Source organism: Flavobacterium sp. FlaQc-28 (genome assembly GCF_044007415.1).
In the GTDB taxonomy this organism is placed as follows: Bacteria; Bacteroidota; Bacteroidia; order Flavobacteriales; family Flavobacteriaceae; genus Flavobacterium.
Genome location: NZ_JBIPCM010000005.1, coordinates 253,916 through 273,277, shown reverse-complemented (window position 1 = coordinate 273,277; position 19,362 = coordinate 253,916). Strand labels below are relative to the sequence as shown.

24 protein-coding genes are annotated in these 19,362 nt (G+C 32.8%); all 24 read left to right on the top strand.

The features are described 5' to 3' along the window. The first annotated feature begins 190 nt into the window (after positions 1-190). The 24 genes from ACHRVL_RS14990 to ACHRVL_RS14875 all read left to right on the top strand — a co-directional run bounded on the left by ACHRVL_RS14990 (position 191) and on the right by ACHRVL_RS14875 (position 19,286). Positions 191-892, top strand: coding sequence for a hypothetical protein (locus ACHRVL_RS14990; RefSeq protein ID WP_395414058.1), 702 nt, complete (start codon positions 191-193; stop codon positions 890-892). A gap of 380 nt (positions 893-1,272) precedes the next feature. Beyond that, the gene (locus ACHRVL_RS14985) at positions 1,273-1,731 is read left to right on the top strand and encodes a peroxiredoxin (RefSeq protein ID WP_187775437.1); all 459 of its coding nucleotides are present in this window, start codon (positions 1,273-1,275) and stop codon (positions 1,729-1,731) included. 69 nt (positions 1,732-1,800) lie between these two features. Next, entirely contained in the window at positions 1,801-2,781 is a 981-nt protein-coding gene (locus tag ACHRVL_RS14980) for a bifunctional methionine sulfoxide reductase B/A protein (RefSeq protein WP_149207292.1), read from the top strand. 16 nt (positions 2,782-2,797) lie between these two features. Further along, the gene (locus ACHRVL_RS14975; protein WP_395414054.1) at positions 2,798-4,183 is read left to right on the top strand and encodes a beta-propeller fold lactonase family protein; all 1,386 of its coding nucleotides are present in this window, start codon (positions 2,798-2,800) and stop codon (positions 4,181-4,183) included. A 21-nt stretch (positions 4,184-4,204) separates the two neighbouring features. Beyond that, positions 4,205-4,498, top strand: a complete 294-nt coding sequence (locus tag ACHRVL_RS14970; RefSeq protein ID WP_149207290.1) for an antibiotic biosynthesis monooxygenase — start codon at positions 4,205-4,207, stop codon at positions 4,496-4,498. Next, the gene (locus ACHRVL_RS14965) at positions 4,499-5,221 is read left to right on the top strand and encodes a hypothetical protein (RefSeq protein WP_395414050.1); all 723 of its coding nucleotides are present in this window, start codon (positions 4,499-4,501) and stop codon (positions 5,219-5,221) included. A 16-nt stretch (positions 5,222-5,237) separates the two neighbouring features. Then, complete coding sequence (locus ACHRVL_RS14960; protein ID WP_149207288.1) at positions 5,238-5,681, top strand: hypothetical protein; 444 nt, start codon at positions 5,238-5,240, stop codon at positions 5,679-5,681. Between the two features lie 26 nt (positions 5,682-5,707). Further along, the gene (locus tag ACHRVL_RS14955; protein WP_223121594.1) at positions 5,708-5,989 is read left to right on the top strand and encodes a DUF427 domain-containing protein; all 282 of its coding nucleotides are present in this window, start codon (positions 5,708-5,710) and stop codon (positions 5,987-5,989) included. 1 nt (position 5,990) lies between these two features. Then, on the top strand, positions 5,991-6,593 hold the full coding sequence (locus tag ACHRVL_RS14950; protein WP_149207286.1) for a hypothetical protein: 603 nt from the start codon (positions 5,991-5,993) through the stop codon (positions 6,591-6,593). 15 nt (positions 6,594-6,608) lie between these two features. Continuing rightward, positions 6,609-7,175 (top strand): uracil-DNA glycosylase family protein, encoded by a 567-nt coding sequence (locus tag ACHRVL_RS14945; RefSeq protein ID WP_392389471.1) that lies wholly within the window; start codon positions 6,609-6,611, stop codon positions 7,173-7,175. Beyond that, positions 7,172-8,326 carry an ergothioneine biosynthesis protein EgtB gene (gene egtB / locus ACHRVL_RS14940; protein WP_149207284.1) on the top strand — a complete coding sequence of 385 codons (1,155 nt, stop codon included), beginning with the start codon at positions 7,172-7,174 and terminating at the stop codon, positions 8,324-8,326. Before ACHRVL_RS14945 ends, egtB begins: the two co-directional genes overlap by 4 nt. 27 nt (positions 8,327-8,353) lie before the next feature. Next, positions 8,354-8,809, top strand: a complete 456-nt coding sequence (locus tag ACHRVL_RS14935; RefSeq protein WP_149207283.1) for a DUF2007 domain-containing protein — start codon at positions 8,354-8,356, stop codon at positions 8,807-8,809. 108 nt (positions 8,810-8,917) lie between these two features. Then, positions 8,918-10,141, top strand: coding sequence for a bifunctional alpha/beta hydrolase/OsmC family protein (locus ACHRVL_RS14930; protein ID WP_149207282.1), 1,224 nt, complete (start codon positions 8,918-8,920; stop codon positions 10,139-10,141). A gap of 14 nt (positions 10,142-10,155) precedes the next feature. Beyond that, positions 10,156-10,467: a phosphoribosylpyrophosphate synthetase gene (locus ACHRVL_RS14925; protein WP_149207281.1), complete on the top strand. Its 312-nt coding sequence runs from the start codon at positions 10,156-10,158 to the stop codon at positions 10,465-10,467. Next, positions 10,454-11,851 carry a VCBS repeat-containing protein gene (locus ACHRVL_RS14920; protein WP_149207280.1) on the top strand — a complete coding sequence of 466 codons (1,398 nt, stop codon included), beginning with the start codon at positions 10,454-10,456 and terminating at the stop codon, positions 11,849-11,851. Before ACHRVL_RS14925 ends, ACHRVL_RS14920 begins: the two co-directional genes overlap by 14 nt. A 47-nt stretch (positions 11,852-11,898) precedes the next feature. Then, on the top strand, positions 11,899-12,597 hold the full coding sequence (locus tag ACHRVL_RS14915) for an alpha/beta hydrolase (RefSeq protein ID WP_149207279.1): 699 nt from the start codon (positions 11,899-11,901) through the stop codon (positions 12,595-12,597). A gap of 957 nt (positions 12,598-13,554) precedes the next feature. Beyond that, positions 13,555-14,016 carry a carboxymuconolactone decarboxylase family protein gene (locus ACHRVL_RS14910; protein ID WP_149207278.1) on the top strand — a complete coding sequence of 154 codons (462 nt, stop codon included), beginning with the start codon at positions 13,555-13,557 and terminating at the stop codon, positions 14,014-14,016. Between the two features lie 7 nt (positions 14,017-14,023). Then, entirely contained in the window at positions 14,024-14,425 is a 402-nt protein-coding gene (locus tag ACHRVL_RS14905; protein WP_395414043.1) for a hypothetical protein, read from the top strand. Continuing rightward, a complete protein-coding gene (locus ACHRVL_RS14900) occupies positions 14,409-15,029 on the top strand; it encodes a lactate utilization protein (protein WP_149207276.1) in 621 nt (206 codons plus the stop codon). Before ACHRVL_RS14905 ends, ACHRVL_RS14900 begins: the two co-directional genes overlap by 17 nt. A gap of 2 nt (positions 15,030-15,031) precedes the next feature. Next, positions 15,032-15,358, top strand: coding sequence for a DM13 domain-containing protein (locus ACHRVL_RS14895; RefSeq protein ID WP_149207275.1), 327 nt, complete (start codon positions 15,032-15,034; stop codon positions 15,356-15,358). Positions 15,359-15,395: 37 nt separating this feature from the next. Then, entirely contained in the window at positions 15,396-15,689 is a 294-nt protein-coding gene (locus ACHRVL_RS14890; protein ID WP_149207274.1) for a GNAT family N-acetyltransferase, read from the top strand. A gap of 4 nt (positions 15,690-15,693) precedes the next feature. Next, on the top strand, positions 15,694-17,145 hold the full coding sequence (locus tag ACHRVL_RS14885; protein WP_149207273.1) for an aldo/keto reductase: 1,452 nt from the start codon (positions 15,694-15,696) through the stop codon (positions 17,143-17,145). Between the two features lies 1 nt (position 17,146). Next, complete coding sequence (locus tag ACHRVL_RS14880; protein ID WP_262410435.1) at positions 17,147-17,911, top strand: DUF1223 domain-containing protein; 765 nt, start codon at positions 17,147-17,149, stop codon at positions 17,909-17,911. A gap of 4 nt (positions 17,912-17,915) precedes the next feature. Further along, positions 17,916-19,286: a mercuric reductase gene (locus ACHRVL_RS14875; protein ID WP_149207272.1), complete on the top strand. Its 1,371-nt coding sequence runs from the start codon at positions 17,916-17,918 to the stop codon at positions 19,284-19,286. Positions 19,287-19,362 lie beyond the last annotated feature (76 nt).

The window sequence follows — 19,362 nt, the reverse complement described above, 5'->3', positions numbered from 1 at the left end:
ACAGCTAACACACACACACACACACAAGCAATTTGGGTTTTAGACTTAATTTTAAGTTGGTTTTGTACCAGAAAGATTTGGCAAATTCGAAAAGTTAGGCTAATTTAATCCCAAACTGCTTGTAGCACAAGAACGTCAGGCTGTGAAAAAACGCAGAGTCAGGAATTTAATGCAATTTTTAAGACTGAAAATGAAAAAAAATATAATAATATTGAGTTTCGTAACAATAGGACTTTTTTCCTGCGTACAAGGTAGTAAATCGACGCCGGAAAGTGTAAATATAGAAACTTCCAAATCAGTAAAGAATATCCAAAATGATAAGAACATATACACCAAATATGAGTATGCTGATTCTAAAGGTGGAAATCTGATAATACAAAACAGCTTCCCAAAAGGTGGAACAAAATATATTGCACCAACTGGCGAGGTATATTATTATACTGTGTTTTTCACTCGAATAATTAATGAAACTGAAAATCCACTAGAATTAAAGATTAAATTTCCGGCAGATTCATATGAGCTTCTGTCTTTACCTGGTAAACATTTTAAAATATTGCTTCCCCCTAACAAAATGTCACTTGATAAAGAACCAATGTTTAATTATGGTCTGACGGAATTAGAATCTTTTCTTGATAATAATCGTAATAAATCGTCTACGTTGAACAGCATTATTAATCCAAAAGATTCGACTTGTTTTTATGTTTTAAAACTTAATATTAGCGAAAAATCGGGTTTGCGAAATAATGGTTCAATAAGAGCAGAATTTAAGTTAAAAAATCAAGATCTTTATTATAAAGTAAAAAATGACGGTTCAAAAACTAATAGTAAATCAAGCGATATAGAAATAAATTGCGGAAGTATAAATTTTAAAAACGTTACATTACAGAAATAAATATAAAGCCAGCTGCTAACAGCGGTTTAGGGAAACAAACATCCTTAAATACTTGTTTCATTGGCATTCTTAAAAATAAAAAAGAGCTAGTACAACATAAGTACAACAAAAACATAAAACATCCTCATTAGCAGAACGTGCTTAGGAAATTTAAACAAAAATCGAGGAGTTTTTACCAACACAAATAAAATAATATTTAAGTAACTTCCCCCTTCATAAAAATATGCCTGCAAGAAATAATTATTTTTCAAATTGTCGAAAATTAAGAAAAAAAAAAAGGGGGGGGGGTATAATTAAAAAACTAAATTTAACTTACTATTTAAGAGAATACTATATTTTCATAATTTACAAATTGCTTAACTTAAAATACAAACATTATTTTGGAATTAGAAAAAAAAATTAATGAGTGGTCTATTTTGCCAATCACTGGTAACATAAAAATAAATCCTGTAGACCACTACCTTGGGAAACCTCTTGTAATTCTATTCTTTAATCTTGGATGCCCTGGATGCAAAGGGCGAGCCATCCCTTTTGCCAACTGGCTAAACATAGAATATAAAAACAAGATTAACGTAGTAGGAATTCATACAAATTTTGAAGGAGTTGATTTTTCTGACCAACAACTTATTGATTGCAAGTCTGAATTTTATATTAACTTCGAATATTTCCGAGATGCAAATTTCAACACCACTTTCCTCGATTATCAAGCAGGTGGGACACCTCATTGGATAATCACCGATGAAAAACTAAATGTAATATATTCCATTTTTGGCTCTGATCCCAACAACGCATTATTGCGGATTGATTTGAAAGTTCAAGAGTTGCTAAACAACAAATAAAAAGAATTGTTAAAGATAAATTTAATAACTAACTTTCCGCAAATAAAATATCATAAAAACAACAAAACTATGCTAAAGTGGCTTGACGTAATAAAATATGCAAATCATGGTAATCCCGTACCAGATAAAAAAGTAGTAAAAACTAACGAAGAATGGAAAAACATCTTAACAGAAGAACAATATTATATTACAAGGAAGAAAGGCACAGAAAGAGCTCATAGCTCTGATTTATGCACCTTTTTTGAACCTGGACAATATAATTGTATCTGCTGTGATACTCCCCTTTTTGATTCTGGTGAAAAATTTGATTCTGGAACTGGTTGGCCCTCTTTTACTCAACCTATCAAAGATAATGCAATCGCTTATCATAAAGATTTATCACATGGTATGTATCGTATAGAGGCTACTTGTAACACCTGCGATGCTCACTTGGGTCATGTGTTTCAAGACGGCCCTATGCCAAGTGGATTAAGATATTGTATGAATGCAATATCATTAAAAAAAGTTGAAAATGCACTTAAAAAAGCAACCTTTGGAGGCGGATGTTTTTGGTGTACAGAGGCTATTTTCCAACAACTTAAAGGTGTTGAAAAAGTAGAGAATGGGTATAGTGGAGGAAAAATCTCTAACCCTACGTATAGAGAAGTCACCTCTGGGGTTACAGGACATGCTGAAGCAATTGAATTTACTTACGATCCAAATGAAATTTCATACTCAGATCTTGTAAAAATACATTTAACAACACATAATCCCACAACTCTAAACCAACAAGGGGCAGATAAAGGAACGCAATACAGAAGTATAATTTTTTACAGAAACGAAGAAGAAAAAACAACAGCTTTAAACGTTATTAAAGAAGTCCAAAAAGAGTATGAAGATATGATTGTGACTGAATTAGCAATGTTTGAGCAATTTTATCCAGCAGAAGAGTACCATCAAAATTATTATAATGAAAACAAAGACAAAAATGTTTATTGTGCAGTTGTTATAAATCCTAAGTTAAGAAAATTTAAAGAATTATATAATAGCAAATTAAAAATAGAACAATAAGTTTAATAAAATAATTATGAGAGTTAAATTATTACACAAAAAAAACAAAGGCCTTATCGCACTTGCCACAATCGCTAGCCTTTTTATGAGTTGCGATAAAAAAAAAGGACAAGACAACACAAACAATAATGAGTCGCAAAAGATAGTAGGGTACGTCTATACTTCCACAAATGGTGAAGGGGGAAATCAAATTATTAAACTAGCTCGATATTCTGATGGCACTTTGGGTCAAGAAAAAGTATACGAAACGGGAGGCAAAGGAGGGTCAGATAGTTCTGCCCCTGTTAATGGCGATTATGATAGTCAAGGAGCCATCCAAATAATAGACAACCATTTGTTAGCGGCTAACACAGGAGACAACACTGTAACCGTTTTTGATTTGGATAAGAAAACAGGGGAACTTAAAAAAAATATCGTTGTTTCTTCTCATGGCGAAAGGCCTGTAAGTATAAGTTATACTAAAAGTAATCAAGAACCAAATATTTATTGGGTAGCTGTTGCAAATCAGTGGGGGATCCCAACTGCGCTATATGATGGCAACAAATATGTTGAACTTCCTAGTAAAGACTTTTTTAAACAAGACTTAAAAAAAGAAGACCCTTCTGACAAGAACAGAAATATATCTCTTTATAAATTTAATGCTAAAACTGGTGAGCTAATTTTTACAAAATTGCTAGACACCTACAAACGCTATTGGGGTGGTCCAGTTCAAGTAATTTTCAACCACGCTGGCGACCAGCTAGCGCTAACTACCTGGGGGATTCCACATTTCTTAACCGAAAATCCAGATCCAAAGTTTGTTAAACCTAGCCAAGTAATCATTTATGATTTCAAAGAAGGAGAACCCTCAAACAAAAGAGTTTTTGAAGAAGAGGGGTTAATTGGTGCAGTAGGCTTTAATTGGAGTAAAAAAGATAATTTGTTGTATGTAACGTATTTTAATCCTATTAAAGAAAAAGATAATCAAGGATTAGTAGTATTGGAAGTAACTTCTGACAAGATAAATAAAATTAGTAGTCATGAAACTGGGGCTTCCGCAGATGTTGATGAAGCTTGTTGGACTGCTATTTCACCTGATTATAAGCGTTTTTATGCCGTAAGCTTTGGCACGAATGTTATCACACCTTATGATTTGGACGAAACAGGTAAAATTGTTAAAACCCTTTCATATACTGGAGTAAATAACAAAGGACATGACCCCGATTTAAAAGATATGTATATTAGTAGTGATAGTAAATACGCGTATTGTTTGGGTTCGTTCCAAACCTTTACAATTAAATATTTTTCTATTACTGATAATGGACTAAAATACTCTGGGGAGTATAATGTTGAAACAACAAAGGCATACCAAGGGAAAACAGGAAAATTCAATTTTCAAGGTTTTGTCGGGTATGATTTATAAATTATTAAAATTTTTAAATATATGATAGTAGCTGCATTTAAATATAAAGTTAATCCAAAATTTCAAGAAGAATTTGAAAGATTATATGGATTTGCCAGGAAACATGTTGGTATGATTGATGGATATGAAGGTCACGAAGTTTTTTCGGGAGAAAATGGGCATCATATGCTTGTTGTCTACTTCAAAGACAAAGACTCCTTCTTAATTTGGGACGAACATCCTGAACATAAAAAATATAAAGAACGTGGGAAAACAGACATTTTTGAAAGCTACGACGTTTCTGTTGGTGAAATATTTGAAAGGCACATAAAATAAATGGAGTCTAAAAATCGTGATAATATATATGCAAAGTGGACTTTGATTCTAGGAATTATTCTAACATTGATCCTTCCCTTTTCTATTCATCTCTTTAATCTTGAACAATTAGGGAAATATGGAACTGTGGGCGATACAATTGGTGGAATAACTTCCCCTGTTTCTCAATTATTAGGATCAATACTTATTTATTTAGCGCTGAAAGCTCAATTAGACGCAAATAAAATAATTCAAAATCAAGTAAACGAAGACAATAAACAATCTTTAATTAGACACGATTTAGAACAAATTCATGAATTGTATTCTTTTTTCCAAAACAACATTAAGAGCTTTGGTTACGAAAAAGAAACTAAAGGGAAAAGAGAAGTTGTTTTTGGGAAAAGAGCAATTAAAAGTTTTTTTCAAGATATCGAAGAAATGAATATTAACATTCATTCTGACGAAGATATTTTGAAAATAGATGGTGTGAGAGAAATATTAGGCATAATTAATAGTGCTAAATTAATTTTGCAAAAAAACAAGAATTCTAAATTAGAAAATGAAGACAAGGAGTTCTACAATACTTTAATATACCATGAATTAGTTTTTAGTATTTTCCCTGCCAGAGAAATAGAAAATGAAGACCCTTTATCGTTAAAAAAATGCACTATGTGCGAAATTTATCATGGAAATTTTCCGCCATTAATATTCCATAGAATACAAGAATTAAAAAATGAACTTTAAAAACAAACTAATTATTATGAACAAAAAAGATTTAAAAAAGTTTTTAATTGAAAATGAATCTCACACAATTGAAAATACAGAAGAAAAACTTCTATCTTTTGTAAAAGGCACTATGCTAAATAGAAATGATGTTATTGACCAAGACGACCAATCACATCATAGACAAGAAGAACGATTACGCAATCAATTGGACAAACAAGTGCATGAACATCATCACCACCTTGAAGAAATTGAAGCCCTAACCTTTAATCCTTCTGAAGTTGTTGAACCGGGTGCCGTTATAAAAGTCAATGATAATTATATGGTAATCGCCACAGCAGATGCAAACTTTACATTCGAAGGGAAAAATTTTATTAGCATATCAACAAAAGCTCCTATTTATCAATGCATGAAAGGGAAGAAAAAAGGGGATATGTGTAGCTTTAATGGGAATGATTTCATTATAAATGAAATTTATTAAAAACAATTAGCAAAATACTTTAAATTATGAAAGCAATATACAATAATATCGTTATAGCAGAAAGTGATAAAACTATTGTTATCGAAGGAAATCATTATTTCCCACCTGATAGCCTAAAAAAAGAATTTTTTAAAGAAAGTAGCACACACACCACATGCCCATGGAAAGGTCTAGCATCATATTACACAATAGAAGTTGATGGCGTTGAGAATAATGATGCGGCTTGGTACTATCCATCTCCATCCCCACTAGCTGAAAGCATCAAAAATCATGTAGCTTTTTGGCGTGGCGTTAAAATCGAAGAATAACATGTACAACAAAGTCCTATTAGGGAATATAGAAGCCTTAGTTAAGCTCCCTGATAATTACTTAGATACTATGAAGTATCCAGTGTTTATTGGGTTGTCAGGAGGAGAGCAAACGATAGAAACAGTAACTTTTAGTGCTAACACCTACTTCAGTTTGGAGCTATTTAAAGATTATATTCATATCGTTCCTATAAACACAAATCAAAAAAACTTTAAAGATTATTCTGCAGAAGAAATTTTTGCTTTAATAGATACTATTAAACATTTATTTTCTACAACCGATGCAAATTGGACTGTCAGCGGAATTTCCAATGGAGGGAAAGCAACTTTTTTGTTCGTTGCTGCAAATCCTAAGCTTTTTGAAACAGTTTTTACTTTCCCTGGGGGACTTTTTGATGTTGTCCCTACTAATGAGTGGGGACATTTGAAAATTGTTCTTGCCAATGGCAAAAAAGATGGCTATGGCTGGTTGCAAGAATCTAAAAAATCTTTTGAAATTCTTTTGCCAATAGCTAAAAAAGTAGAACTGATGGTGATTTCGGGACAAAAGCATATTATTAGTGAAGATTATGATATAAATCAGATATACAATGTGATATTATAGAATATGGTCGAGAAATTGAAAAATGATATTAATGCTTGTTTAATTTGCAAAGATTTTTTGCCTTACCTACCGCGCCCCATTTATCAATTTCATAGTAATGCTAAAATTATAATAATAGCACAAGCACCAGGACAAATAGCTCACGACAAAGGAATCCCTTTTGATGATTTGAGTGGGGATAATTTAAGGTCTTGGCTTGGTGTTACCAAAGAACAGTTTTATAATCCAGAGCTTTTTGCTATTATGCCTATGGGGTTTTGCTTCCCTGGGAAAGGAAAATCAGGGGACTTGCCCCCCAGAAAAGAGTGTGCTCCACAATGGCACAATAAAATAATAGCACAATTAGATCATCTAGAATTAATCATTCTTGTTGGTAAATACGCTCAAGATTACTATTTAAAAGATAATCCTTATAAAAATTTGACTAAAACAGTAATTAACTATCACGAATTTTTACCAAGATTTTTCCCTTTGGTGCACCCCTCCCCTCTTAATTTTAGATGGCATGGAAAAAATAAATGGTTTAAAGAAGAAATAATTCCCGTGCTACAAAATACAGTTGCAAACATTTTAGCTTTATGATAGAAATTATAACCGATAAATTTATAAAAACTCGCAAGTACTCAGAAGAATTGTGTGAACCTCTTCTTACAGAAGATTATTCTGTGCAACCAATTGAGTTTGTTTCTCCACCAAAATGGCATCTAGCTCATACTACTTGGTTTTGGGAAGAATTTGTTTTAACCAAATATAAAAAAGGATATAAAGTCTTTAAAGAAGAATTTTCGTTTCTGTTTAACAGCTACTATAATAATGTCGGGAAAAGAGTGATAAGACCTTCTCGCGGGCTTATGACAAGGCCATCAGTGGATGATGTTTATCAATACCGATTATACGTTACGCAGCAAATGATTGATTTTTTGGGGAGTAATCCTCGAAAAGAGATTTTAGATATTGTGGCAGTTGGAATTAATCATGAGGAACAGCATCAAGAACTTTTTATCTATGACATAAAATACATCTTTGGCAACCAACCATTGTTCCCCATTTATAACAATAAATTTCAAAATACGTCAGAGCTGAAACACCCCGAATTTATAAAAATTGATGAAGGGCTCTATACTATTGGCCACCAAGAAGAAAGTTTTTGCTTTGATAACGAATTAGGGGTTCATAAAGTGTTTATCCCTTCATTTGAAATTTCATCAAATTTGGTTACTAATAAAGAATATATTAAATTTATTGAAGAAGGCGGGTATCAAAATTTTAATTTTTGGCATGATGAAGGATGGCATTGGGCGAATAATAACAAAATCGAAGCTCCTTTGTACTGGCATAAAATTGATGGAGAATGGTACCATTATGATTTAAATGGGCTAGAAAAAATAGAATTAGATCAACCCGTACAACATATTTCATTTTACGAGGCGTTTGCATTTGCAGAATATAAAGGAATGAGACTTCCTACTGAATTTGAGTGGGAAGTAGCATCTGAGTATTTCTCTTGGGGCAAACTTTGGGAGTGGACATCGAGTGCCTATCTACCCTACCCAAATTTTAGCAAAGCAACAGGAGCTTTGGGAGAATACAATGGAAAATTTATGGTCAATCAAATGGTGCTACGAGGAGCTTCAATAGCAACTCCAAAAAATCATAGTAGAAAAACATATCGCAACTTTTTCCAAACAAATATGCGTTGGCAATATTGTGGATTGCGATTAATAAAAATATAACGTGCAACATTCTTAACAAAAAACATTATGGAAAAGGTATATAGTGGACAATATTTTGAAGCAATGAATGTGAAAAATCTATTAGAGAATTTAAACATTCATGTATTTGTAGAAAATGACAATATGTCGCTAATTGAACCATTTGCTGTATCCCCTGGGGGAACAAGCCCCGTTGTTCTTAAGGTTAATAAACAAAATTATAATCAGGCTATTGAAACTATTAAAGCATATGAAAATGGTGAATTAGCTTTAGGAAAAGAAATTGATAAATCAGTTATTATTGCTATGCTCAAAAAAGAAGGATTTGTTGTTGATTTAACCCTTCAAGACGATTGTTTATATTGTGCTGCAACTGACACAGCTTATTTGATTAACACCTTTAAAACAGTTAAAGAAATATCATATAATGAAGACGGGATTGCAAAAAAAATTCGAGCGGTAGCTTCCGAAGAATTCGGCATTAAAGGGTATTATATTTACTGATTTTATTTAATATGAATCCCTCAACCAGTTAGCTCGTTACAAAACAAGCGCCAATGAAGATAAAAACATTCTGTATGATTTTGAAAAAAACCGAATAAGAATCTAAATATGAAAAAAATTAATCTCGATATAAAAAACAATAATGGGGATACGTTAGCCGCGCACCTGGTAACCCCCATGAATGGGCAAATTAACAACATTGCTATTTTTGCTCATTGTTTTACTTGTTCTTCAAGTTTGGCTGTAGTTAGAAATATTTCTAGCGAGTTAACAAATCAAGGAATAAGTGTCCTGAATTTTGATTTTACAGGGCTTGGAGAAAGCGATGGGGACTTTAGCGAAACTACCTTTTCAAATAACATTTCAGATATTATTGCGGTTAATGATTTCTTAACTCAAAATTATGTATCTCCATCTATATTAATTGGTCATTCCCTTGGTGGAGCTGCTGCCATAATAAGTGCGAACAAACTCCCTAACATTCAAGCAGTGGTTTCTATTGCAGCACCATCATTTGTAAAACACGTCACAGCACATTTTGGAGGCCTCGAAGAAACCATTACAAAAAAAGGAGAAGCCACATTATCAATTGGTGGAAGACCGTTTAAAATAAAAAAGCAATTTTTAGAAGACTTGGAGAGTCATAATTTAGAAAATGAAGTAAAAAAATTACGAAAACCATTACTAATAATGCACTCCCCACATGATCTAATTGTAGGGATTGAAAATGCGGCATCTTTATATCATCAAGCGATTCACCCAAAAAGTTTTATTAGCTTAAATGGAGCCGATCACCTTATTACCGAAAAAAAAGATGCTTTTTACGTAGCCGAAGTCATAAGTAGTTGGGTCAAACGATACGTAGAAATCAAGGATAACTCAATAAAAACATTAAAAGACACTAATGGGGAACAAGTTTTAGTATACCACGAAACTTCTGTCCCATTTACAAACCACATTTATACTAATTCCCATCATATTCTTGGAGACGAGCCCAAAGATTTTGGGGGTGATGACTTAGGGTTGTCTCCGTATGAATTACTAAATTCTGCAATTGGTTCTTGTACTGTTCTTACTTTAAAATTATATGCGCAAAGAAAACAATGGGATTTACGCGAAGTATTTGTGTATTTAAGCTATTCTAAAAAACACGCTTCAGAACTAGGGCTAGAAATAGAAGATATGGGACAATTAGATCACATTTCTAAAAAAATTAAACTAGTTGGAAATCTTACAGAAGAACAAAAAGGGAAGCTAAAAGAAATAGCCTCCAAATGCCCTGTGCATAAAACCGTGGCAAGTCCAGTACATTTTACAACTGAGCTATTATAAAAGAATCTAATCTTATGCATTGCGACAGCTTAACAGAAGCAATAAATGAACTTAAAAAACAAGGATTTCAATATGATTTCAATATTGATAAGGAGCTTATCCATTGCACAGCGCTGAACAAAGATTTTCAAACGGAAGATTTTCAAGTAGCCTTTCACCAAATTTTTGATGATGGCGATGACGCTGGAAGTCAAAGTGTTATTTACGCACTAGCAACTGAAGATGGGCATAAAGGAATCTTAATCGATGCTTATGGAACTTACACTAGTGCAGTTGCTACTAAACTTCTAGAAAATATATCATTTAAAAAACATGGAAAAAATTAAAAAACGCAAGACTATTATGCAAATCCTCTTACTATTATTACTATTGATAATTGCAATTCCTTTTGGAATGTATTTTTATAACCAATATCGATACAACTCGGTACAAAATAAATTCAAGGAAAAATTCCTATCAAACAAAGCAAATAAAATACCAAAATTTGTAAGCACAACCTTACCTTTTTCTCATCAATATGTAGATAATGGTGAGTCAATGCCTTTTCTAGATCAAATATTAGTTCACCCTTTTCAAGATGAGCGAGTGGTGGTCATGCAAACTGGTGGCGCTGGACAAAATAATCCTGTTTTAGAATATAAAGACGGCCGATTTATTGATATTGCAGAGCAACTCAATTTGACAGGACTTAAAAATGAAGCGGCTTATTGTATTTCAGAAGGCGATATTGATAAAGATGGAGCTAAAGAAATCATTGTAGGGTACGCCTCAGGAATCTATGTCTCAAAATATGATTCTGCTCAAAAAAAATATGCTGATCCTGTAAAGCTTTTTGAAATTCCAGATGCATCCATCCCTGTAAATATTGCATTGGCAGACACCAGAAACTCAGGAAACCTAGATATGTATGTATGTACTTTCGTAGATAGAAAACATTTTGTATCAGCTCGTTACCACGATTTATCTAATAAACGTAGAAATCTGTTTATGGTGAATAATGGAGATGGAACCTTTACCGAAAAAACAAAAGAAGCGGGATTAGAATTAATTGAAAACACTTATGTAAGTAAATTCGTTGATCTGAATAATGATGGCAAACAAGATTTGGTTCTTTCGCTCAATACCAATGTTGGAATCCTTTATGAAAACTTAGGGAACGGAACTTTTAAAAAACATAATCTTCCTATAGACTATGGTTTTTGGATGGGGCTTTCTGTAGAAAAATTAGATAATAAAACTAATAAATACCATATCTTGTTAAGTAATATTGGGGATAGCTATCCTGAATTTATAGTAAGAGGAGACATGAAAAAAGATGAGGTTTTTGATCCGAATTATGCCCTATTAGAACAGGTAAATGGATTTGAATTCAAAAATGTAACCAAAGAAAAAAATCTCTATTCTAATGTTTTTGGGTGGGGTGTAGTTCTTGCTGACCTAAACAATAACGGAAGAAAAGATGCTATTCTTACAGAGAATTATATAAAATTCCCAGCAAAAATCCACGAGAAATTTCCTTCCAAAGGCAAAGTATTACTGCAAAATGCAGATGGTACTTTTGCACCTTTCCAAGAAGAAACAGGATTGCTTAATCCGCATTTTGGCTTTAGAGTAATTACTCATGATTTTACTGGGAATGGCTACCAAGATGTCATAATTGGCAACATTCAAGGACCTATGATGTTTTATAAAAATAATGGAATCAAATAAGACAAAACAGATAATACGATCAATAGCAACTCAATAATTGAATAAACATGGAGAGTAAAGAAACATTGCAAACGATATCTTCTGACGGAGTTAAAGTCACATTCGACTACTACAAAAGCCCTCACATAAACTGTCCAATTCTTATATTATGCCATCAAGCTGGATATAGCAGAGGCGAATACATTGAAACAGCTGAATATCTTACCCAATTAGGGTTTTCATGCATAGCAATAGACCAACGCAGCGGTAACGAGGTCAATGATATAAAAAACCAAACTGCTTTGGATGCACACAGCAAAGGCAAATCGTTACAATATGTAGATGCCGTACCAGATATTGAAGCAGCAATAGCATATGCAGATAAAGAATTCCCACATGCAAAAAAAGTACTCGTAGGAAGTTCTTACTCCTCTTCGCTAGCAATTATTTTAGGCGTTAAACATGCAAAAAGCTTGACCGCAGTTGCCTCTTTTTCCCCTGGCGAATACTTTACCTACGAAGGTAATACTGTAGCAGAATGGGCTAAAGAGTTAAAATTACCCATATTTATTACCTCTGCAAAAGGAGAAGTATCGGGGTGGAAAAATATATTTTCAAATGCTGCAAGTGAAACTAAAGTAGGATATGAACCACAAGGAAATGGTATCCATGGTAGTAGAAATTTATGGTCAAGTACTACAAATCACGTAGAATATCGAAATGCTTTTGAATCATTTTTGGAATCACTAAATTTATTTGAATTTTAATGGAAAATATAGAATTTACAAATCTAAATTTTGATTCCAAAGGGCCAAAAATTTTAGAAGCAGTGATTTATAGCCTTGTCACTATATCAACTACTAAATTCTGCGAATGGCTCTTGTCTCGTTCTCGCTTAAAGACTGTACCTATTGAGAAAATAATGAGATTTCGTTAAATATTTGTACATTTAAGCTTTTGCAAAAATTTGTGCCAGAACTGGAGCTGGAAATAAAAACATGGGGCCTTTGAACATATTTTAAAAAAATTAGACGAATTGAGAATCTTACAGAAAAACAAAAAAAATCTAAAAGAGGTACTCCCTAAATACCCTGTACCTAACCCTGTGTAAGCCTGGGGCATATTACAGCAGAACTAATATAAAATAATATTTTTATGTGCTATCGTAACTTATTAACTAATAATGGTTTATAAATACTACTTTTTTAAATTTCATCATAACTACAAATCAAATATTATGATTTACGCTATTATCCTGTTAATCATCATTCCTGCTTCTGTTCTAATAATTTATATATATAATAAATATAATCCAGCTCTAAATAAATTCAAAAAACAAATTATGTCTATTAATATTCATCATTTTATGATAATTCGTGCATTGAAAAGAAAAAACTACTTAACCAATATTAAAAAACGGATGGGATTGGCTATCCCCTCAAATTTCCCCAAAAGGAGAACCCTAAATAATAAAATAGAGCAAAATCCTTTAACGATGGGGGATATAAGCGTGTCTCAGAAGGAAAAAAATGAAAAAAAAAAGGGTCGGAAATACCCGGATGGATTTCATTGGGGTGCTTATTGGCTAATTCTAGTTACATTTCTCCTAAACTGAAATCATCACATATTTATAGTGATTTATAAAAAGAATCATTGACTGTATTAAATGATATGTTTGTCAGTAATAAAATAACCCTATTTTAACAAAAACAACCAAGAAAGAAATGGAAAATATAGAATTTACAAATCTCAATTTTGATCCAGAAGGCTCTGACTTTCTATCAATTGCCTCTGAGATGGCTAAAGCATACGGGTATACAGCCAATCTATCTGTAGAGAAAGAATTGGCACAATTGATTAGACTTAGAATTGCCACACTTAATAAATGTAGCTACTGTAGCATTTTGCACTATGATGCCACTAGAAAATTGGGAATCTCGCCAGCTAAAATTGATAACTTGGGAAGTTATTGGCACTCTAATTTATATACCAATAAAGAGAAAGCCGCGTTAGAATATACAGATATTCTAAATAAGGGGGTCGCTCCTAATTTTGAAACTTACCACCAAAAGATGGCACAACATTTCTCAATCCAAGAGATACAAGAAATTGCTTATATTGTAATTAACATGAACCTTTGGACAAGACTAAAATTAGCTCAAGGACAAATCCCAAATTATAAATAAATTACTCATGGAATGGTATTTACCTATAACGATTATGCCTGGAATTGGGATGCTTATCTTTTCAACCACCAACCAAATGCTTAGTATTAGCTCTGAAGTTGGAACATTACTTAGCGTTGAGTGCACCGAATTTCAGCATCATATTGCAAGTCTCAAAATAAAACAGATAAAAAGATTAACCTACGCAGGGACGCTATTGTGTAGTTCTGCTGGATTTTATGTGCTTTCTGGTATTTTTGGCGTTTTTGCAACAATCAATACTAATATGCCTGAAATATTATTGATTTTAGGAACCCTCCAGTTGTTCCTTGCATTAATACTATTAGTAATATTTTCCTTTAACACTATTAAAATAAGACAATTACAATTTAAGAATAATCATTTACAAACCCATGAACGAAAAATTTAACCAACTTGCCAGCCAAGAAAGGATAACCGCAGTGATAAGTTCTTTCTCCGAAAGAAACATTAAAGGAGTTTTTGTAGAAACCAAAGAAGACGCTTTGAAAGAAATTTTTGCAATAATTCCAGAAGGTGCAGAAATTGCTACTGGCTCTTCAGAAACATTGAGAGAAATAGGTCTATTAACTGTTTTAAAAGAAAAAAGTCACCCTTGGAAGAATGTGAAAGACAACCTTTTTACTGAAGTAGATCATTTAAAACGAGAAGAATTACGAAGAGAAAGCATTCTGGCAGATTATAATTTACAAAGCTGCCATGCCGTTACTGAAAATGGACAGCTTTTAATTGCTTCTGGAATGGGAAACCAAATTGCTGCAATTGCGTATGCTAGCAAACATATCATTTTTGTTGTAGGCGTTCAAAAAATTGTTAAAAATTTAGATGAAGCTTTTGAAAGAATTCACAACTACGTAGTGCCTCTAGAAAACGAAAGAATGAAAAAAACAGGGTTCAAAAAAGGAACTACACTAGGGAAACTATTAATCTTTGAAAAAGAAATTAGAGATCGAGATGTTCACGTAATTTTAGTAAATGAAAAACTTGGATTTTAAAAATGAAACTCATAGCTACAGCAAAAATTGACGGTCCAGAAGCTAAAGGCAATATTGAATTGTATGAGTTGGACGGGGTAAAAAAAGTTGTTTTTACAGACGGGTTTTGGGTGGCTCCTGGTGCTCCAGATGTAACCTTGGCTCTTACGGAAGATCAAAATGGGAAAGTTTTAACAACAAATATTGATATAGGGAGATATTATTACAAGAAGCCCAATGATAATATTGTAATTACACCAAAAATAGATATAGAAACACATCATACCTTTTTGGTCTATTGCAAAAAATTCACGGCTCATTTTGGGCATGGGAGATTTGTAATTCGCTAAATAAAAATTGGACTTGGTTCCTAATTAAAATTTAAAAATGGAGTATAATTTTATAAAAAATGATGAGCAAAAAAGGTTTGAGCTAAACACAGAAAACCAAACGGCTTTTACTGATTTTTATTTTATGGCAGGAAAACTATGCTTAACCCATACATTGGTTCCTGAACAATTAGGTGGGCGCGGCGTTGGAAAGAAGCTTGTGGAAAATATTCTAGAATTTGCAAGAGAAAATGATATGGAAATTTTCCCTTTTTGCCCATTTGTTTCATCGTATATTAAAAAAAACGAACAGTGTATGCCTATCGTAGCAAAAGGATTTAAATGGAGATAAAACTATGAGTATAATAAAAATTGGGTTTGGAGGAAGTTGCCACTGGTGCACAGAGGCCATTTTTCAGTCATTAATTGGGGTCAAAGAAGTTAAGCAAGGCTGGATTAGCTCTGTAGATGAGAATGAGAGTTTTTCTGAAGCGGTAATCGTTTCATTCAACCCAGATGAGATTTCATTGACTGTACTTATAGAAATTCATTTGCATACGCATAGTTGTACGGCCAATCACAGCATGAGAGAAAAATACAGATCAGCTATTTATTATTTTAATGATGAAGAAAAAAATTCTGCCATTGATATAATCAAACAACTACAACCCGACTTTAATAACCAAATTATTACACAGGTCTTGCCTTTTTCTAATTTTAAATTAAATATAGAGGAACAATTAAATTATTATCACTCAAATCCTGAAAAGCCCTTTTGCCAAAATACAATTAACCCCAAGCTAAGTTATTTAATAAAGAATTTTTCGAAGGTAATCGACAAAAAAAAATTATCTCATCTAGATGTATCTGACATCGGCTTGGGGACAGCAGCCATTGGCAGGCCTGTTTACATAAATGTAAATGAAAACTCCGAAAAAAAAGAGTACAATACCGTAGCCGAATACAAACAAAACGGGGTGAACTTTATAAAAAATGCACATAAGTTAGGGATAACACATTTTGACACTTCACCTGGTTATGGCATTGCAGAAGATATGCTCATCGACTTTTTAAAAGAAAACAATACGTCAGGTATAACGGTTTCTACAAAATGGGGCTATACTTATGTTGCTAATTTTGAAAAAGAGGCAATTCAGCATGAAATAAAAGACCATAGTTATGAGAAATTAATAACGCAATGGGAGAAATCAAAGCAACTTCTGCCAAATTTAAATCTGTACCAAATTCACTCTGTTACTCTTGAAAGTGATGTTTTAGATAACTTTAAAATAATTGAAGAACTTTATAAAATTAAAAAAGAAAACAATATTGATATTGGACTATCAACAAGCGGCCCATTTCAAAAAGAAGTCGTCGTAAAGGCCAGTCAAGTTAAAGAAAACGGGGTGCCTTTGTTTACATCATTTCAATTTACATTCAACATCCTAGACCAAAGCATGAAAGAAGCAGAGGATTTACTAATGGATAAAAAGATAATCATAAAAGAGGCACTGGCTAATGGGCGATTACTTTCTAAAGAATTTCAACAGTATGATGCTATAAGAAAAAAGCTAGATGAACTAGCAAATAAATACAAAACTACACAAGATGCTATCGCAATTCGATTTTGTATGGATAGCTATCCTGGAAGCATTACCCTAAGTGGCGCAAATTCGGAAGAACATCTCACTTCTAATTTAATAGCGAAGAAATTTAAATTAACAATGAATGAACTAGAATCTTTCAAAGAATTTGCTTTAGATTCAAAAATTTATTGGGACGAAAGAAAACAGTTAAAATGGAATTAAAATGATAAAATCAATATTTTATATGCTGCCTTTACTGTTGGTTACTTTTTGTAATCAAGCACCAAAACCAACTGTAGAAACCGAAACCGCTAATCTTAAAATTACAAATGAAATGACTTCAAATAAATTAGTAGTTGCAGAATTATTTACTTCACAAGGATGTAGTAGTTGTCCCCCAGCAGAAGAATTGTTAGGTAGTTTTTCAAAACAAAACCCCAACCTTGTTCTACTTTCTTTTCATGTAGATTATTGGGATTATCTAGGATGGAAAGATGTTTTTGGGAATGCAGATTATAGCAATAGGCAAAAACAGTACGGAACTATATTTAATATAAGTAGTATATACACTCCACAACTCATCATTAATGGAAAATCAGAATTCGTGGGTTCAAATCAAGGTAAATTGAACACTGAGTATTCCAATAAAGCCATCGAAATATCCAATGAGAATGAAATAAAAATTCTAAATTTAAAAAAATCAGAAGAAACAGTCTCATGTAGTTATTCTATAAATAATTTGAGTAAGCAAACAAAATATCTCAACGTTGCTTTAGTGTCTAATGAAGAAACAACCAAGGTGGCAAGAGGAGAAAATAGAGGCGAAACGCTCAAAAGTTATAATGTGGTTAAGTATTTTAAAGTAATGACACCAAAAACTTCAGGAGAAATTATATTTGAACAAGTATCTAAAAATATCGACAAAATAATTATATATACACAAACCGAAAATCTAGAAATTTTGGATTGTACTTTAAAAACACTTTAATAACATGAAAACATTTGATTATATTATTATAGGTTCAGGACAAGCAGGAACCCCTTTAGCTTTTTCTCTATCAAAAAAAGGAACAGTTGCACTTATTGAAAAAAGCAAAATAGGTGGAACCTGTTTGAATTATGGTTGCATCCCTACTAAGACGTACATTGCCAGCGCAAGAAGAGCTTGGGATGCAACTCATGGTGAAGAGTTCGGAATTGAAATCCCAAGCGGTACAATTACAAACTTATCTAAAGTAAATTCTAGAAAGGACAACCTTATAAATACGTCGAGATCTGGGATTGAGAAAGCTATAAGCGAAAACCCCAACATTAGCTTGTACCTAGGAGAAGCAAAATTTAGTAGTAATCATGAAATAGAAATTAATGGTGAGATAATCACTTCTAAGAATATTTTCATCAATGTTGGAGGGCGTGCTTTAGTACCTTCGGAGTATTTAAACGTTCCTCATTATACAAACATAGAATTACTTGAAGAAAAGCGCCTCCCTGAACATTTAATAATTGTAGGAGGAAGCTATATTGGATTGGAGTTCGGGCAAATGTTTAGAAGATTTGGCAGTAAAGTAACAATAATAGAACGGGGGCCGAAACTAATAGGGAGAGAAGACAAAGAAATAAGCCAAGCTGTAGAAGAAATTTTAAAATCTGATGGGCTTGATATCATCTATAATGCCGATGCAATAAGTGCCCAAAAAAACCAAGACGATACCATAACTGTGACAGCAAAATCAGATGGAACATCAATAACTGGAACTCATTTATTATTAGCGATTGGTCGATTGCCCAATACAGATGCTTTAGGACTTGAAAACACAAGCATAGAGATAGATAAAAGAGGGTATATTAATGTAGATGATTATTGTCAAACCAATGTAGAAGGCATTTTCGCTCTTGGTGATTGTAATGGGAAAGGCGCGTTTACTCATACATCTTACAATGATTATCAAATTGTGGAAGACTATTTATTTGGAGGCAAAAACAGAAAAATAAGTAATAGGATCACTACTTATGGATTGTTTATCGACCCCCCGCTTGGTAGAGTTGGCTTAACAAAACACGAAGCGATATCTAAAGGTTATACTATTTTAGTAGCGCATAGACCTATGACGAAAGTGGGTAGGGCCAAAGAAAAAGGGGAAACATTTGGCTTTATGGAGGCCATAATTGATGCCGAAACCAATTTGTTCTTAGGTGCTTGTGTACTTGGTGTAGGGGGCGACGAACTTATTAATGGCTTTACCAATCTCATGTACGCTAAACAGCCTTATACTGTTTTTAGAGATGGTGTGCACATTCATCCCACAGTGAGTGAATTAATCCCAACAATGTTAGAAATATTAAAGCCAGTGGAGAAAGAATAACAAAAATATTTTAAATGGCCCAATCAATTTTATCACTATATTATTAAAGTTATAAAAGCTTAATTTTTAATAAAAT

Excerpts from the sequence above, each read along its gene's own strand:
- ACHRVL_RS14960 (WP_149207288.1), top strand. The coding sequence starts at position 5,238 with ATGAACAAAAAAGATTTAAAAAAGTTTTTAATTGAAAATGAATCTCAC.
- ACHRVL_RS14930 (WP_149207282.1), top strand. The coding sequence starts at position 8,918 with ATGAAAAAAATTAATCTCGATATAAAAAACAATAATGGGGATACGTTA.
- ACHRVL_RS14950 (WP_149207286.1), top strand. The coding sequence starts at position 5,991 with ATGTACAACAAAGTCCTATTAGGGAATATAGAAGCCTTAGTTAAGCTC.
- ACHRVL_RS14885 (WP_149207273.1), top strand. The coding sequence starts at position 15,694 with ATGAGTATAATAAAAATTGGGTTTGGAGGAAGTTGCCACTGGTGCACA.
- ACHRVL_RS14905 (WP_395414043.1), top strand. The coding sequence starts at position 14,024 with ATGGAATGGTATTTACCTATAACGATTATGCCTGGAATTGGGATGCTT.
- ACHRVL_RS14895 (WP_149207275.1), top strand. The coding sequence starts at position 15,032 with ATGAAACTCATAGCTACAGCAAAAATTGACGGTCCAGAAGCTAAAGGC.
- ACHRVL_RS14920 (WP_149207280.1), top strand. The coding sequence starts at position 10,454 with ATGGAAAAAATTAAAAAACGCAAGACTATTATGCAAATCCTCTTACTA.
- ACHRVL_RS14925 (WP_149207281.1), top strand. The coding sequence starts at position 10,156 with ATGCATTGCGACAGCTTAACAGAAGCAATAAATGAACTTAAAAAACAA.
- egtB (WP_149207284.1), top strand. The coding sequence starts at position 7,172 with ATGATAGAAATTATAACCGATAAATTTATAAAAACTCGCAAGTACTCA.
- ACHRVL_RS14890 (WP_149207274.1), top strand. The coding sequence starts at position 15,396 with ATGGAGTATAATTTTATAAAAAATGATGAGCAAAAAAGGTTTGAGCTA.
- ACHRVL_RS14900 (WP_149207276.1), top strand. The coding sequence starts at position 14,409 with ATGAACGAAAAATTTAACCAACTTGCCAGCCAAGAAAGGATAACCGCA.
- ACHRVL_RS14975 (WP_395414054.1), top strand. The coding sequence starts at position 2,798 with ATGAGAGTTAAATTATTACACAAAAAAAACAAAGGCCTTATCGCACTT.
- ACHRVL_RS14910 (WP_149207278.1), top strand. The coding sequence starts at position 13,555 with ATGGAAAATATAGAATTTACAAATCTCAATTTTGATCCAGAAGGCTCT.
- ACHRVL_RS14965 (WP_395414050.1), top strand. The coding sequence starts at position 4,499 with ATGGAGTCTAAAAATCGTGATAATATATATGCAAAGTGGACTTTGATT.
- ACHRVL_RS14915 (WP_149207279.1), top strand. The coding sequence starts at position 11,899 with ATGGAGAGTAAAGAAACATTGCAAACGATATCTTCTGACGGAGTTAAA.
- ACHRVL_RS14935 (WP_149207283.1), top strand. The coding sequence starts at position 8,354 with ATGGAAAAGGTATATAGTGGACAATATTTTGAAGCAATGAATGTGAAA.
- ACHRVL_RS14880 (WP_262410435.1), top strand. The coding sequence starts at position 17,147 with ATGATAAAATCAATATTTTATATGCTGCCTTTACTGTTGGTTACTTTT.
- ACHRVL_RS14990 (WP_395414058.1), top strand. The coding sequence starts at position 191 with ATGAAAAAAAATATAATAATATTGAGTTTCGTAACAATAGGACTTTTT.
- ACHRVL_RS14980 (WP_149207292.1), top strand. The coding sequence starts at position 1,801 with ATGCTAAAGTGGCTTGACGTAATAAAATATGCAAATCATGGTAATCCC.
- ACHRVL_RS14875 (WP_149207272.1), top strand. The coding sequence starts at position 17,916 with ATGAAAACATTTGATTATATTATTATAGGTTCAGGACAAGCAGGAACC.
- ACHRVL_RS14970 (WP_149207290.1), top strand. The coding sequence starts at position 4,205 with ATGATAGTAGCTGCATTTAAATATAAAGTTAATCCAAAATTTCAAGAA.
- ACHRVL_RS14955 (WP_223121594.1), top strand. The coding sequence starts at position 5,708 with ATGAAAGCAATATACAATAATATCGTTATAGCAGAAAGTGATAAAACT.